Annotated in this window: 14 protein-coding genes; 5 read left to right on the top strand and 9 right to left on the bottom strand. The window is 60.5% G+C overall.

Annotation, left to right across the window (positions count from 1 at the left end; genetic code table 11):
- Positions 1–43: 43 nt before the first annotated feature.
- The 9 genes from AB8B31_RS20280 to speB form a co-directional block, all read right to left on the bottom strand.
- A complete protein-coding gene (locus AB8B31_RS20280) occupies positions 44–1,654 on the bottom strand; it encodes an ABC transporter substrate-binding protein (RefSeq protein WP_028733526.1) in 1,611 nt (536 codons plus the stop codon).
- A gap of 106 nt (positions 1,655–1,760) precedes the next feature.
- A complete protein-coding gene (locus AB8B31_RS20275; RefSeq protein ID WP_018243909.1) occupies positions 1,761–2,336 on the bottom strand; it encodes a UbiX family flavin prenyltransferase in 576 nt (191 codons plus the stop codon).
- Positions 2,333–3,772 (bottom strand): UbiD family decarboxylase, encoded by a 1,440-nt coding sequence (locus tag AB8B31_RS20270; protein ID WP_028733525.1) that lies wholly within the window; start codon positions 3,770–3,772, stop codon positions 2,333–2,335. Before AB8B31_RS20270 ends, AB8B31_RS20275 begins: the two co-directional genes overlap by 4 nt.
- A 157-nt stretch (positions 3,773–3,929) precedes the next feature.
- Positions 3,930–5,780, bottom strand: coding sequence for a LysR family transcriptional regulator (locus AB8B31_RS20265; RefSeq protein WP_028733524.1), 1,851 nt, complete (start codon positions 5,778–5,780; stop codon positions 3,930–3,932).
- Between the two features lie 276 nt (positions 5,781–6,056).
- Complete coding sequence (locus tag AB8B31_RS20260) at positions 6,057–7,028, bottom strand: ornithine cyclodeaminase family protein (RefSeq protein WP_128408901.1); 972 nt, start codon at positions 7,026–7,028, stop codon at positions 6,057–6,059.
- A gap of 166 nt (positions 7,029–7,194) precedes the next feature.
- Positions 7,195–7,842: an amino acid ABC transporter permease gene (locus AB8B31_RS20255; RefSeq protein ID WP_018243905.1), complete on the bottom strand. Its 648-nt coding sequence runs from the start codon at positions 7,840–7,842 to the stop codon at positions 7,195–7,197.
- Positions 7,839–8,507, bottom strand: a complete 669-nt coding sequence (locus tag AB8B31_RS20250; RefSeq protein WP_028733522.1) for an amino acid ABC transporter permease — start codon at positions 8,505–8,507, stop codon at positions 7,839–7,841. The genes AB8B31_RS20255 and AB8B31_RS20250 overlap by 4 nt, the downstream gene beginning before the upstream one ends.
- A 144-nt stretch (positions 8,508–8,651) precedes the next feature.
- Positions 8,652–9,449: a transporter substrate-binding domain-containing protein gene (locus AB8B31_RS20245; RefSeq protein WP_018243903.1), complete on the bottom strand. Its 798-nt coding sequence runs from the start codon at positions 9,447–9,449 to the stop codon at positions 8,652–8,654.
- An 84-nt stretch (positions 9,450–9,533) separates the two neighbouring features.
- Positions 9,534–10,595, bottom strand: a complete 1,062-nt coding sequence (speB, locus tag AB8B31_RS20240; RefSeq protein WP_018448201.1) for an agmatinase — start codon at positions 10,593–10,595, stop codon at positions 9,534–9,536.
- A gap of 261 nt (positions 10,596–10,856) precedes the next feature.
- Between speB and AB8B31_RS20235 the strand changes: the two genes are divergently transcribed.
- The 5 genes from AB8B31_RS20235 (at position 10,857) to AB8B31_RS20215 (ending at position 15,822) form a co-directional block, all read left to right on the top strand.
- Positions 10,857–11,933, top strand: coding sequence for an extracellular solute-binding protein (locus tag AB8B31_RS20235; protein ID WP_018448200.1), 1,077 nt, complete (start codon positions 10,857–10,859; stop codon positions 11,931–11,933).
- 92 nt (positions 11,934–12,025) lie between these two features.
- A complete protein-coding gene (locus tag AB8B31_RS20230) occupies positions 12,026–12,910 on the top strand; it encodes an ABC transporter permease (RefSeq protein ID WP_018448199.1) in 885 nt (294 codons plus the stop codon).
- A complete protein-coding gene (locus AB8B31_RS20225) occupies positions 12,907–13,746 on the top strand; it encodes an ABC transporter permease (RefSeq protein WP_018448198.1) in 840 nt (279 codons plus the stop codon). The genes AB8B31_RS20230 and AB8B31_RS20225 overlap by 4 nt, the downstream gene beginning before the upstream one ends.
- 10 nt (positions 13,747–13,756) lie before the next feature.
- Entirely contained in the window at positions 13,757–14,821 is a 1,065-nt protein-coding gene (locus AB8B31_RS20220) for an ABC transporter ATP-binding protein (RefSeq protein WP_018448197.1), read from the top strand.
- Positions 14,822–14,952: 131 nt separating this feature from the next.
- Entirely contained in the window at positions 14,953–15,822 is an 870-nt protein-coding gene (locus AB8B31_RS20215; protein WP_018448196.1) for a LysR family transcriptional regulator, read from the top strand.
- Positions 15,823–15,885 lie beyond the last annotated feature (63 nt).

Genomic DNA, 15,885 nt, shown 5'->3' with positions numbered 1-15,885 from the left:
CCGGATCTTCCGGACGAGCTTGTGCGTCGTGATCTGGAGCCCGCTATTTCTGGCAGGCATCCGTGCAAACGTAGAGGAACTGCTTTTGCAGGATGCCGCCATTCGAGGGAACGACGCCGCCAGTATTGTCGCGCAGCAGCAGCGAGCGCGTCTGTTCCCCGAAGATGTAGAGCGGCATCTCGGTTGCAACGAGCTTCTGAACCTTGACATAGGCGGCTTTGACAGCGGCCGGATCGAGAGTGGAGCTGGCCTCCTTCAGTGCAGCATCCATCTCGGCACTCTTGTACTGTCCCCAGTTGAAAGCACCGCCGGAGCTCAGCAGGTTGGAAATGTTCGGCTCGGCACCGTTCGACACCAGCACCCCGCCCTCGACGCAGATGTCGAAATCGAGCTGCGTCTTGCATCGCTGGATCAGCGAGGCCTGGTCGACCTCGACGATCTCAGCCGAGGCGCCTTCATAGCCGGTCAGCACCTGCTGGATGTAGGCGGCAAGACGCTTCAGGTCCGAGTTGGTATAGGTGACGATCTTGATCGAGAATGGCTTGCCGTCCGCCTTCAGAGCATCGAACAGTTCCTGCGCCTTCTTCGGATCATAGGCGGGCAACGATGAAACGCTGTCGAAATAGGGCGAATTCTCTCCAAAGTAATTGCTGGGTGCCTTGTATCCGGGCATCTGCGTGAAGGCCTGCATCAGCCGTGCGCGGTCGATGGCGGAATAGAAGGCTTCGCGGGCGCGAACATCGGTGAAGATACCCTTGGCCTGGTTGAGATAGGCGCGGTTGATGCCGCGGATCGGGATCTCGCGGGTCGCAACCCCCGGCGCCGTTGCGTTCGAGCCGAACTGATAGGGATAACCGGCCATCATCGTTGCGCCACCCTGCACGACGGTGGCGATGCGGCTGTTGGTTTCGGGAATGATTGCGAACTTGATCGTATCCAGATAGGGGCGCGGCTGATCCCAATAACCGGGATTGCGGGCCATGGTCATCGATATGCCCTGGTTCCATTCGGTCAGCGTAAAGGCGCCGGCGCCCACCGGCTTGATATCGGTCTTTTCCTTGGCGGCCTTCAATGCTGCCGGCGAGGCGATGAAGGGGCACAGCTCGGCGACCTGGGCTGCGAAATTGGCGTTCGGGGAGGACAGCTTGATCGTCAGCGTCTGTGGATCGACGACGGTGATCGCCTTGTTCCAGGAAGAGATGAACGGCTGCGCCGGCGAAAGCGTGGCCGGATCGGCGGCGCGGTCCCAATTGTATTTGACGGCTTCCGCGTCATAGGGCGCACCGTCCGTGAACTTCATGTCCTTGCGAAGCTTCAAGGTCCAGGTCACCGCGTCGGTGCTGGTCAGGCTTTCGGCCATGCCACCGGTCACGACGCCCTTATCGTTGACGTAGACGATAAAGCCGTAGACGGCGTCGAGCACATCCATCGGACCGCCGGGATAGGTGCCGGCGGTGATCGCCGGATCCCAGCTCTTGATGTCCGAACCGTTGATAATGGTCATCGTGCCGCCGCTGACGGGTTTTTCCGTCTGCGCGATCGCGTAAGATGCGGCGAGCAACATGGGTGCCGCCATCGTCAGCGACAACAGCAAGGCGGCGGCGCCACGCATGAACAGGCTCTGCAGCCTTCTGGAACGATTGTCTGACAACATCACTCTATCTCCTTTTTTTGAGTTCCCCTGGGGGAGTGATTGTGCGTCGTTGTTTGCATGCGGTTGACATCATGGCCCGGCAGCTTTCAGCGCTGCTCTTCATGGCTCAGTCGTTATGATCCTCCGTCCAGCGCCGGACCGTCGGATGATGAAGCCCGAATTGATCCAGCGCACGCCCCACGGTCTGGTCGACCATTTCGGCGATTGATTTCGGCAGCGTGTAAAAGCTCGGCACCGGTGGCATGATGACGGCGCCGCTGCGTGTCGCCTGGTCCATCAGCGCGATATGGCCCGCATGCAACGGCGTTTCCCGCACCATCAGCACCAGCCGGCGGCGTTCCTTCAGGCAGACATCGGCGGCGCGCACGATCAGATCGTCTGCATAACAATGCGCGATCCCGCTCAGCGTCTTGATCGAGCATGGTGCAACCAGCATGCCGTCGCAGCGGAAGGAGCCGGAGGCGATCGAGGCGCCGATATCCCCGTGGCTGTAGACCCGGTCGGCGAGGCCACGGATTTCGTCCGCAGTCTTTCCCGTCCCTTCGGCCAGTGCCGTGCGGATCGCCGCGGGCGATATGACAAGATGCGTTTCGACATCGTCGAAATCCCGCAGCATCTCCAGCGCACGCAGGCCGTAGATTGCACCGGAAGCCCCTGATATGCCGATGATCAAGCGCCTCAAACGTTCATCTCCGGCTTGACACGCGACAGCAGCTGACGCATCCGCTCGTAGGACTCCAGCGGCGGAAGCGCCTTGTCGAACCCTTCCTTCCGATCGCCCGCCTTCATCGTGGCGTCATAACCGACCTTGGCGATCACGCCGCCGTCTTCCTGAGGCTCGGACCGGTCTGCCGGAAGGTCCGTGACGATGAGAATGTCGCGCTCCGCGCGCATGCGCGTCATCTTTGCCAATTCGACGGCACCGAGATCCCAGGGGTCGACATCGCTGTCGACGATGGTGATGTTCTTGACGATGCTGACCGCACCCCAGCAGATCGACATGATGCGGCGTGCCTGTCCCGGGCGGGGCGCATCGATCTGCACGACCACGTTGTTCCGTCCGCTACCTGACGCGGTGACGGCAACCTCGCCGACATTGAAAACGGACCGCCGGATGACGGCCTTGAGGCTTGCAGCGATCGGCACCGCGCCGAGATAGAGGTGCTCCATGTGGTAACCGGGCTCGATCACCTGCAACATCGCGTCGGAGCGGCAAGTCATGCATTCAAATCTGACGCGCACCCCGGAGCCGTAATCCTCGTACATGCCGTGATATTCGGAGACCAATCCTTCGAGGATCGGCTCGTCGATATGAATATGACCTTCGAGCACGATCTCCGCCTCTGCAGGCACCGCAAGATCGATCGACTTGCAGCGGACAAGCCGCACCGGCTCGCCGAGCAACGATCCGGCGCAGTGCATTTCATCGTCACCGAGCCCCAGATAGAAGCAGGCGGCAAGCTGAATGGCCGGATGCGCGCCGAGGACGACGGCGAAGGGCAGCGGCTCGCCTTTGGCGCCTGCCTTGCGAGCCATGATGGCGAGATGATGGTTCGGTGCAATACCGATCATCGCTTCGTTCGGACCAAGCACCTTGATGCGGGCATAGGACGCGTTGCCCAAGCCTGTTTCAGGGTCGCGCGCCACGATCAGACCCGCAGTAATGTAGGGACCGGTCTCCTTGGAAAAGAACGTCGGGACTGGAAGCCGGGTCAGGATGTCGTCCTGGAAGAGCTGTTGCTGTACCGGCGCATCGTCCACGAAGACTGGCGGCACCGGAGACGCGATCGAGGATAGCAGCTTCTGCTGGATATCGATTTTCGCGACATCAAGCGCCAGGGCGACACGATCGAGATCCGACAGGATGTTGCCGAAGATCGGCATGTCGTGACCCTTGATGCGGTCGAGCCGTACCGCCGCCTTTTCATCGACGATGGAAAGAATGGCCGATACGTCGTGGATCGGGTCGACTTCCTCCGAAATCACCAGCAGCCGACCGCGTCGGTCGAGTTCCTGAAGAATGCCTCGACACGACTGATCGCTTTCGCCGCGTGGCATTGCGCTGGCCGCCCCGGATGTCATGGCCGCGTTTTCAAGCGGATCAGGGTGATCATTCATCCGGTAATCCTGTGAAAGTCATTTCCGAGGGCTGTTGTGATGCGGCAAGTATCAGCCGCAGGCCGGAGACTGGGTAGCTCGAAAATCACGAATTGGGGGATAGGAAAATCAGAATGCTCCGCGCATGAGCACGATTCGGCACGATATGTTTTTTAGATCACGCCTGTCGGCCGAAGACGGCAACGAGTGACTGGATCATCGTCCGTTCGGCCTCGGACAGCGTCCTTTCGCCGGAGAAAATCACTGAGAGGTTTCCGGCGATCACGTCTTCCGTAATCGGCGCAGCGGTGAGGCGCCCGCTGCCGATATCCTGCTGGACCGAGGACACCGGCAGGACCGTACAGACCGGCAAACGGCGGACCATGGCGATGGCCAATGGCAGAGAACCGACGTCCATGACCGGCTCGACACGCAGATGCCGCGCACTGGCGGCTGCCATGAACGCCTGATGGATACTGAGATGCTTGATTCCGAGAACCAGCGGAAATCCGCAAACTTCGGCCAGTGGAATTTCCGTTCGGCCGGCAAGGTTCAAGGCCGGATTGGCAACGACCGAGAGGCGCTCGCTCGGTCCGAGATGGATCCGGGTCATCTGCGTCTGGACGGCACCGACAATGGCCAGATTGAGCTCTCCCGCGCGCACCTGATCGTGAAGCACAGCGTTGGAACCTTCGATGATTCTCAGCCGGTATTCGGGATGGCCAAGGCGGGTAGCCGTCAGTGCCTGCGCCACCTTGTCCGTCATGACGCTGTCATGCCCCGAACTCGGCAGCATGCCGATCGAGATGGTCGCCTGTGTGTGGGCGGCAATATCCAGACTGGCCCGAAGGAGGCCATCGATGCGCTCTTCGATCTCCAGGGTGAAGGGAAGCAATGCCTTGCCGGCCTTCGTGCTCTCGGCACCGTTGCGCCGCCGTTCGAACAGAGGTTGCCCGACAACTGCCTCGATTTTCTGAATCTGGGTCGAAACGGACGGTTGCGTGACATGCGCCGCGCGCGCCGCCGCCGAAATACCTCCGCTGAGATGCGCAAGGTTGAAGTAGTACAATTGACGTGCCGTCAACTGCGGTCGAAAGACGATATTGGCCTCCATTGCCTCCAGATTTTTCTTGAGGCTACAAAGCATGGCGGACACGACCTCCTGATCCGGCCCGTTTGCGCGCACGCCCAAGGTGCTCGACAACGGTGGATCGAGGGGCTCCAGATGCAGGCGCGCAAGTCCGAGCCGGTCGGCGACCATACTGCGCGGCATCAGGAACCGCATCTGCGGAAACTCGTTGAGCAGCCGGTGAAGGTCTGCCGGCTCCTCATCCATCAGGATTATGCGGTCGCGGATGCCATGCTCGTCCGCATATCGGATAACGGCATCGCGAAGTGCCTGACGCATTTTCAAAACGACAAATTTCTGATTGGGGGAGCGAAGATCAACCGCGGCCTCCGCCGTTCCGACAGAAAACCAACCCTCATCGTAAAAGGGCGTCATCGCAGGCAGGTTCGCAGATGGCACGCCGGTCATATAGCCGACTTCGATTTCCATCGAACCCGCGTTGCCCGGGATGTCCGCAGCCTCGTCATCAACAAGGGATTTTCCTCGCCCGTCTGCAAACATCACGTCGATCAGCAGGTCGGGCCGCTCGCGTTCCATATCTTCGACGGTACGTCCGATCGCCTTCGAAAACCGGCCGATGGAGAAACTGAGATCGAGACGAATATCGATGCGACGATGGTCCGTGTCCCCATTCCGCATCCGACGCACGAACCTTTCGCGATGCAGGATGGCCGTTGCCTGCTGAAACAGCCAGAAGGCTGCCGGTAAAGGACTGAGGTGACCGCTTTTGCGAATGAAGAGCTTGAGTTGAAGCTCATTTTCCAAAGTACGCAGACTGGATGTCAGCGCCGAAGGTGCAATCCCAAGCTCGCGCGCGGTCTCCGCCAGCGTCGGGCTCTGACAGGCCAGCACGAAATGGGCCAGTTGCTGGATTTCGATGCGCGGCGGATTTGTAATCACTGCGGGTCTATATCGGATTGCACAAGGGGCTCACCCGACTATGGCACACAAAGCGTTATGCCGCACGAATATCAGCGCCGGCCCATTGCTTCCCGAGCCCACCGAACCGACATGGTCGGCCTCGGACATTGGTCGGGTGCAGCACTGGCGATGGAATGCCTGGACAGGCCGAGAGCGTCGAAACCGGGAGCCCGTATCTTGAGGGTGATCAGTCCTTCTTAGAAAAATCGAGAATCTTCCGTTCCGATCATTCGCGATTGGCCGGACCAGAAGACGTCAGCCGGCGATCAAAGCGGCTTCATACACCATCGTCGCGGCGGCAAGATCAGCCAACGCCGTTCCGACTGCCTTGTAGAGAGTGATCTCATCGTTGGACGTCCGCGCTGGAACATCCCGGCGGCACAGCTCGTCAAGTGTCGCACGCACCGCACCTGCAGCAATGACGCCGGCCCTGATCGGCTGAACCAGATCGCCCGCTTCGTGAAGGGCTTCGTGAGTGTCGATATAGACCGAGGAGCGCCGAAGCGCCTCGTCATCCGCCTCGCGCATCGCCGGGGTGAAGCCGCCGATCAGATCGACATGGGTGCCCGGCCGCAGCCATTCGCCCCGGATAAGCGGTGCTGTCGCCAGCGTCGCCGCGCTGACGATATCGGCTTGCCGCGCCGCGGCTTCCAGATCCGTGACGGCGGTGGCCTGGAGCCGCTGCTGCCGGAGGCTCTGCGCCAGCCGTTCCGCATTGGCGGGATCGATATCCCAGATATCCACATGCGCGATCGGCCGGACGGCGCGGTAGGCATCGGGTATGAGGCTCGCGACGCGGCCTGCGCCGATCACCAGCAGGCGGCGCGCGTCCTGTCGGGCAAGATAGTCCGCGGCAAGGGCCGATGCCGCTACCGTGCGGCGCGTTGTGATCGTGTTTCCGTCAAGGAGCGCAAGCTGCATCCCGGTCCGACCATCATAGAGCATGTAAGTCGAGGTCAAACCAGGATTGCCGCGTACCGTGTTGCCGGGAAAGACGGTGACGATCTTGATGCCAAGGTAGCGCTCCGACCGGTGCGTTTCATGCCAGGCAGGCATTAGAAGCAGCGTCGCATCCGGCTCGCCGCTATTGGCGATCGTGTGGTGATGCCGTACCGGCACAACACAGCCTTCGGCAAATGCTTGTCGCAGGGTCGCGACCAGCGCGCCGAAAGGTAGGAGCTCGCCCGTTGCCCGGGCATCGAGAATACGGATTTGTGTGTCGGTCATTGAAGCGATCTCTCAGGAAGTTCTGACTGCTGGATAAAGCGAGTTCTGTGTGATTGAAGGGGGCAGCGCCTGAGCCGCGTCGCCGCTGCGCGGCGCACCGGCTTTTCAACCGGCATCGGCCCTTTGGACACTCCGTTGCGAGGAATGCGGAGCAACTCGGCACCGCTCAGCCAAACGCAGCTTTCTTCTCCAGAATTCTGGCGTATTGCGTAAGCGGATAGCACAGGGCGAAGAAGATCACCGCGACGAGACCGTAGACCTTGAAAGGCTCGAAGGTCGCGTTGTTGATGGCGTTCGCGGTTTTCAATAGTTCTTCGAAGCCGAGGATCGAGGCCAGTGCGGTGCTCTTGATCAACTGGACCAAGAACCCGACAGTCGGCGCGCGGGTGATCCGGAAGGCCTGCGGCAGGATGACAAGCCGAAGTTCGAGGAGACGATGCAAGCCCAGGCTGGCTGCAGCGTCCCATTGCCCGCGCGGCACCGCCTCGACGCCGCTCCGCCAGATTTCCGCAAGATAAGCGCTGGCATAGAACGTCAGGCCGCAGACGGCGGCGGTCCATGACTCGATCCGGAAGCCGAGCATCGGCAGGCCGAAGAACATCAGAAAGAGCTGCATGAGGAGCGGCGTTCCCTGAAACAGGGCAATGTAGCCGGACGCGAAGCTGCGCGGCCAGCGTGTTTTCGATATCCGTGCAGACAGGATCGCCAGGCCAACGATGGCGCCGCCGGCAAAGGCTGCGAGCGAAAGCATAAGGGTCCAGCGTGTCGCGAAGACAAGATTGCGCAAAATGTCCCAGAAGGTGAACTCAATCATGCCAGACTGGCTCCCAGAAAACGACGTTTCCCGGCGAAAAGGAGCCGGCGAAGTGCGGCGGACATTGAAAGGTAGATCAACGTCGCCACCAGATAGGTCTCGAAGGAGCGGAAGGTGCGCGACTGAAGCAGATCGGCCTCCTGTGCCAGCTCGCGGACGGATATTTGTGAAACCACCGCCGATTCCAGCATCATGATGATGATCTGGCTCGTCAGCGCCGGAAAAATGATGGCGATCGCTTGCGGCAGGATGATCTTGAAGAACACCAGCCGGGGCCTGAGGCCGAGTGCCTGCGCCGCCTCCTTCTGGCCTCTCGGTATGGCGTCGAGCCCGGCCCCGACCACCTCGATCGTGTAGGCCGCCATATTGAGAGTCATGGCAAGAACTGCGGCAGAGATCGGATCGAGGCGAATGCCGAGGCTAGGCAAGCCAAAGAAGATGAAGAACAGCTGCACCAGGAATGGCGTATTGCGCATGATTTCCACATACAGGCCGACGACCTTGCGCAACCATGGATAAGGTCCCCGGCGCGCGGCCGCGCCGAGAACGCTGAGAACGATCCCGAGGACCGATGTGGAGGCAGTCAGTGCAAGCGTTGTGCCTGCGCCATAAGCCAGAGCTCCCATTCCGTCCCAAAGCCAATTGAAATCGAGGCTGTATCTCATCTTTTGTCCTTTGGAGCCGGATGATCTGGGCCGGGTCGGCCCGAAATCTCGATCCGCCTCTCAACCAAAGAATTGGAGCATGATGCCACCGCAATCGCTTACAGTTTTCGGCATCATGCTCTGGTGAGTGGGAGGCCGTCTTCGTCAGTCCTTCAGGTTTTCAGGGTTGAGCGGCGCTTTCAGCCAGCTCTTCGAGCTTGCGTCGAGCGAACCATCGGCGATCATTGCGGCGACGCTGTCATTGACAGCCTTCTTCAGGCCTTCCTCGCCCTTGCGGAGCGCGATGTGCGAGGGGGAGCTGAGGAGCTGGAATTTCTGCTCCGGCTTCAGTTCGTCCTGTCGCGCCAGAACCTGCGCGCCGACATCGTTGCCGACCACCATCAGCTGGGTCTGGCCGGATATGAAGGCCTGGATGACCGAATTGTAGTTCTCGAAACGCTGGATCGCAGCCGATCCGGGCGCAGCTGCCGTCAGCGACGTGTCTTCGAGCGTCCCACGATTGACGGCAACGGTCTTGTCGGCGAGGTCTTCCTTGCCGCTCACCTTCAGGGCTGCCGGACCGATGACGGCGATGTAGTAGGGGGCGTACGGGGCGGCATAATCGATAACCTCGGCGCGCTCCTTCGAATAGCCGACGCTCATCAGCAGGTCGACGCGGTCGTCGTTCAGGTAGGCGATCCTGTTCTGGCCGGTAACGCTCACGAGATTGAGTTTCACGCCGAGCCCGTCGGCGATCTTCTGGGCGACGTCGACGTCATAGCCCTTGATGCTCATATCGGCGCTTGCCGAAGAGAAGGGTGGGAAATCGGAGAAGATGCCGATGTTGATCTCGCCTGCGGCCTTGATATCGGCAAGTTCGTCGGCCTGTGCGGCTCCTGCCAGGATGCCGAACACGGCAATTGCCGCGGTGGCGGTGTAGCGCAATTTCATAAGAGCAGTCATGTCGTTCCCCTTTTTGAGACGTGTTGTGCGACAGGTGATGGATGGCAGCGGGCGCGAGGCACGCTGCCGGTGTGGAGCTGGTTCTCAGGTCACGTTTGTCCTGACCGCGGGACTGAACATCGCGAGGCACAGGAGTTCGAACAGGACCTGCGCGGCGATCTGCGCGGTGTTGGTGGTATTGTCGTATTGCGGCGCGATTTCCACGACGTCGCCGCCGATGAGGTTGATGCCCTTGAAGCCACGCAGCAGGGTCAGGACCTCCCTCGGCTGAAGCCCGCCGACTTCTGGCGTGCCGGTTCCCGGAGCGAAGGCCGGATCGAGGCTATCCACGTCGAAACTAAGGTAGGTCGGACCGGCGCCGACAACCTCCAGAGCCTTTGCGATCACAGCCTTGAGGCCCATCTCCGCCACCTCTTCGGCGTGGATGACGGTCATGCCGGAGGCAAAGGAGAACTCCCAGAGATATTCGCCGCCGCCGCGGATGCCGATCTGGATCGTACGCTTCGGATCGAGCACGCCCGCCAGAACCGCCTCGCGGAAGGGCGCGCCGTGGTGGAACTTGGAGCCCTCATAGGGACCAGCGGTGTCGCAATGAGCGTCGATGTGGATCATGCCTACCGGCTGACTGGCCGCCAGACCCTTGAGAATGGCGCCGGAGATCGAATGGTCGCCGCCGACCGACAGCGGGATAACCCCGGTTGCCGCGATCATCCGGTAGCAGGCCTCGATGTCGGCATGGCACTCGGCCAGGCCGAACCGGCTGCGCATCGGCACGTCGCCGACGTCGGCGACCTTTAGCCCTCCCATCGGCGCGACACGCAGAACATGTTCGTAGGGGCCCACGCGCTCGACAGCCCGGACGGCCCGCGGCCCCAGCCGCGCGCCGGCACGATTGGTGACGCCGAGATCCATCGGCACGCCGATCAGGGCCACGTCAAGCGCCTCAAGCACCTCGGGCCGCAAGCCGTTCTCGATGAAACGGGCGTCCAGAAAGGTCGCAGGATCGGCGAAGGGCCATTTGCGGCTGTCGCCGTCCTTGAATACGCTCGCCGCCACGGCGCGGAAGTGCGGATCTTCCATCTCCCCGCCTGCAGCGCTGCCGAAGCGCTTTCTCAAGTCTTCCAGAAAATCCCGGTCAATGGTCAAGGCAGGCTCCCGCGGTATTGATGCTGCCATCATCATCAGCGCCGCCCGCTTCTCTTGGAACCGCGAAAATTCGAGAGGGGATATAACGATTCTTGATAGACCAGGCCTGCCGAGGCTCCGCGAAGCGGGTAGTGCGTTCATCCGGACGTTCAGAAAACTTTATAACCCGGCGAGAATTTTCCCACTACCGCGGTTGGTAACCTCCAAGCAGTCTCCGATGCGAACGGTCCAGCAGAGGGCCGACAACAAAGGGAACCTACCATGTTGCACGATATGACACGCCGCCGCTTCCTCGGATCCGCCGCTGCCGCGGGGATTGCCGGCACGATGACCGGGTTTGCGAGATCCGCCGCAGCCGGCAGCGGCAATCTCACCGCCGTCGAATGGGGCGGCGAGGTCGTCGAAGCCATGAAGCAGATTGCCGCCGACCAGAATGCGGCGACATTCAACTGGGTTCTTCATCAGGGCGGCGCGGGCGCTATCCTGCCAAAGATCAAGGCCGTCTGGCCGAATGTCGACTACGACTACGTCGCCGGCTGGGAAGGCTCATTCAACAGCATGGTGAAGGAGGATTGGCTCGAGACCATCAATCCTGCCGATGTTCCCAACCTTGCGAATATTCCCGAGAAAATCATCATTCGTGACGGCAAGGGCAATATCAAAGCGGTCCCACGCGCAGTTGGCGGCATGTATTTCGGTGCGCGAACCGACACGGCCCCTATCGCTGTGAAGACCATCGATGATCTGCTCAGCCCCGATCTTAAGGGTGCGATCTGTTGGCCGGGCCCGACACAGAGCATGATGCTCCAGATTGTCGCGCTCGCCCTTCACGCTGGCGGCAGTGAAACGAATATGGAACCTGGATGGAAGCTCATGACGGAATTGGCGAAATCCGGCAATATCGGCCGCGTCGCCATCACCGATATCGATTTCACCAATTCGCTGACGTCGGGTGAGACCTCCGTCGGCTTCTTCGCTGAGCCCGGCTGGGCGGCCGTGGCGAAGAACTTCCCGGTTACTCGTTTCACCAAGGACAGTAACTTCAAGGCCTTCCTCTACCAGAGCGGTTTCGGCTTACTGAAGAATAGACCGAACACCAAGGCGACGCTCGATTTCGTCAACTTCGCAATCAGCCCGGACATGAACTCGCTCTATGCCAAGGTGGCTGGCGAAGCGCCGTTGAACAGCAAGGCGGTCACGCCCGACAATCTGAAGCATCTGTCCTTTACGTCGGACGAGTTTTCGAGCTTCGTCTATGTGCCGGACTACAATGTCGTTCTCGAACAGCAGGACGCCTGGTCCAAGCGCTGGGAACAGGATATCGCCCCGTTGCTCTAAGGCACCTCGCGGCAGGTTATCGAAGGCGCCAGCGGGCTTCGATAACCTCCCTTTCTCATGTCCCGTAAGGGCGAGGAAAAGGCTGTTCCACCATGACCACAGTAAGGCGGCAACCCGTTGCCATTTCGATGCCTGATCGCCGAGATGCGGCCCTGACGCTCGGGCCAGCCCTCCTGGTGTTCGCATTCGGTTTTCTGTCGCCGCTCATCAATCTGGCAATCGAAAGCTTAAAGGAGTTTACGCCGGGGCGCGTCGGTTCCGTTGAAAATGCCGCGGCAACGGTCCAAAACTATTACGAGCTTGCAAACCAGGCGTTTGCGAGTGTCCTGCTGACGACCTTCTGGATCGGTGGAGTTGCCGCGATCATCGGCCAGCTTGTGGCATTCCCGCTGGCCTACTTTATCGTGCGGCGCATTTCCCCGCGGATGCGCGCGCTCACCCTCGGCTTTTTGATTACGCTTGTTCTATCCAGCGTCCTGATCAAGACATACGCGATCGAACTGACCTTCGGGTCGGTCGGCATCTTCCGACCCCTCCTCTTGACACTTGGCCTTTCGCCCAACAGCCGCGAATATATCAATATCGTCGTTACTGCGGGCCTGGTTCACTCGATCATACCGGTCGCAACGCTAACGCTGATTGGCGCGATGCAATCGATCGATCCGCGTCTGCTCGATGCAGCCCAGTCGCTCGGCGCGCCGGGATGGAAAGCCCATTTGTCGATCACACTTCCCCTGAGCTTCCCGGCTCTGATCTCAAGCACGCTTGTCTCGCTGACTTTCGCGATCAGCGCCTTCGTCATTCCCATGGTGCTCGGGAGGGGCCGGGTGCTTTTCATATCGAACGTCATCTACACCCGGTTCAGCGATATCGCCAACTATCCGAGCGGCGCGGCGATCTCACTCGTCATGCTTGCCGCGGCCTTGGCGGTCGTCGCTGTCATAACGTTTGCGCAGGCCTGGAAGGTTTCCCGATGAGCAGACAATCTCTTGCAGCGCGAACCGGAGACCGGATCGCCGGTTCCCTCGCTTACGGTGTCATCGGCCTTGGATTGGCGTTCCTCGCCATCCCGTTGGTGATAACATGCCTCATGGCTTTCGACGCCAGGACCTACCTCGGTCCACTGCCGCCACCTGCCTTGTCGCTTCACTGGTTCGAACGGCTCGTCTCTCAGGCGGATATCCTTACCAGCCTACGCACCAGCCTCATCTTGGCGATACTCACGACGGTTCTGTCCGTCACGATCGGAACTGCGGCGGCCGTCGGCCTCGCCCGTGGCAATTTTCCAGGAAAGGCCGCGCTGACTTCGGCCTTTCTCTCGCCACTCATCGTTCCGCCGGTCGTCATTGGATTCGGCCTGCTGCTTTTCCTTTCCAAGGCCGGTATCACAAATGGTATGGCGCGCCTGCTCCTCGGCCACGTGATCGTGACGTTGCCCTATTGCATAAGGACCAGCCTCGCCAGCCTTCTTGGCAGCGACCAACGATTGACGGAAGCCGCAATGGTTCTCGGCGCCACCGAGCGCCAGGCCTTCTGGACCATTACACTACCGCTCATGCGGACCGGCGTCGTCACCGGCGCGATCTTCGCCTTCGCAATTTCGATAGATGACGTATCGATCAGTCTCTTTCTGAGCGATCCGTCCGCAACGACCTTGCCTGTTACGCTGGTCAGCAACATGCGCGCGGCTTTCGATCTGACGATCGCTGCGGCGGCCGTGGTCCTGATTGCCGTCACCGCGTTGCTGATCGTTGTGCTGGACCGTGTCGTCGGCTTCGACACTGTCGTCGGTCAGGGTTTGTTTCGTTCATGAGGACAATACGATGATTTCTGCCGTGGAATTTCAAGGGGTCAGCAAGCGCTTCGGCGAAACGGTCGCCCTCGGCAATATCTCCTTCTCGGTGAACCCAGGTGAAACAATCGCACTGCTTGGACCGAGCGGCTGCGGCAAGACCACCATTCTTCGGCTCATCGCCGGATTCGAGCGGCCCGACAAAGGCTCGATCCTGATCGACGGCGAGCCCATGGCCGGATTGAAACCCTATGAGCGCAATGTCGGGCTGCTGTTCCAGCACTACGCTCTTTTCCCGCATATGACCGTCGAACAGAACATCGGCTACGGGCTTCGCCATCGCAACCATCCGTCGGGGCAAATACCTCGCCGCATTGCCGAGATGCTTGAGCTCGTCCGGCTTGTCGGTTTCGGACAGCGGCGGCCGCACCAGTTGAGCGGTGGCCAGCAGCAGCGTGTTGCCCTTGCGCGGGCGCTCGCCACCCATCCGAGCCTTGTTCTTCTGGATGAGCCCCTGTCGGCCCTCGACGCCAAACTTCGACATGAGCTGCGCACCGAATTGAAGGATGTGCTCGCCGCGGTCGGCTCGACCGCGATCGTGGTAACCCACGACCAGGAGGAGGCGATGAGCCTGGGAGAGCGCATATTCGTGATGAACCGTGGAGCCATCATGCAATCCGGCAGGCCAGATGATGTGTATTGGCGTCCAGACTCGCGTTTCGTCGCGGATTTCATGGGGCGGACGAATTGGATTCATGGCTCGATTTCGGCCGCGGGCGGAACGGCCGGCAAATTTCGCTCCGAATCCGGCTGGGAGTTTCCGGTCGCGTCCACGGGAAGCCTTTCAGGTGCCGCCGAGATTTGCGTGAGGCCGGAAAGCGTCGAGATATCGTCCGGCGCTCCGGGTGCCGGGGCCATGCCGGGACGCGTTGCCGACGTTGTGACACTCGGCGCCTTCAGGCATATCGTTCTGGATCTCGTCAGTGGCGACCGCATAATCTCGGCTTGCCCGAACCGTCCAGACATAGCCTTTGCTCGCGGGCAGGAGATCAGCGTTTCCATTCCGCCCGAGGCATGCGTTCTCTTCGCGCGATAAGCCGGCATTGACGGGGCGCAGCTTGCACTTCGCCCCGGCTAAGGATCGCCAGTTGCCGGAAGAACATGGTTCGTCCAATATCCGCTTATAGGCAGAGAGGCTCTCAGCACTCGAGCGCCCCAAACTTTGGAATGCGGCTTCTGATGCTTGATCTTGATTCCTATCTGCTTCGTGCATTTCTGACCGTCGCGGAGATCGGCACCGTCAATGGAGCAGCCGTCAAGCTGAACAGAACGCAGGCGGCTGTGAGCATGCAGATCCGCAAGCTGGAGGAGCTTGTCGGCGTTACGCTGTTTTCGCGTTCGTCAAAAGGCCTTGAGCTCACGAGCCATGGGCAGATCATGCTGGCTTATGCCCGCGAAATGGTCGCCCTCAGCGACGAGGTCGAGAAAAGGCTGACAGGCAAGATGATCGAGGACCGCATTCGCCTCGGCGTCGTTGAGGACTTCGCAGCCGGCCACCTGATCGACATTCTTAGTGACTTTAGGGCGCAGAACCCGAAGGTCGATATCGACATCATTGTCGAGCCGAATCGCCGCCTCGCCAGCCTGTTTGAAGACGGGAAGCTGGATCTCGTGGTTTGCGACATCACCTGCCTCGCGCGAAAACCGACCCTGATCTGGACCGAATATTTGATGTGGACGGTCAGATCCGACTTCGTGGCGGATGCGGAAAAGCCGCTTCCCATCATTATGTTCGAGGAGGAGTGTCCCTGGACGCTCCCGACGCTTGCCGCCCTGTCCCAGCGGAACGTCAAGTGGAAGACGGCGTGCGTCGCATCGACGCTGGTGGCCATGGCGACCGCGGTTCGCGTCGGTATCGGTATCGCGCCAATGATGCTCAACACGAAACCGGAGGGCTGCCGGACACTTGACAGATCGGCGGACCTGCCCGGTCCGGTGCGCATCGAAATCGGTCTGTATGCTCAATCCGAGACGGCCGAAGGTGCGCGCTATCTTGTAGACTTCATTTCGCGGCATACGGCCATATTGTCGAGCTAGAGCCTTTCCTGCTCAGCTTGCAGCATTCTGACCGGGAAAGGCTCTGGGAGCGTTCAGCTTCCA

This window comes from Rhizobium sp. 62_C5_N11_2 (assembly GCF_051811185.1).
Taxonomy (GTDB): Bacteria; Pseudomonadota; Alphaproteobacteria; order Rhizobiales; family Rhizobiaceae; genus Rhizobium; species Rhizobium leguminosarum.
The sequence above is the reverse complement of the archived record's forward strand: the minus strand, read 5'-3'. Positions and strand labels throughout refer to the sequence as shown.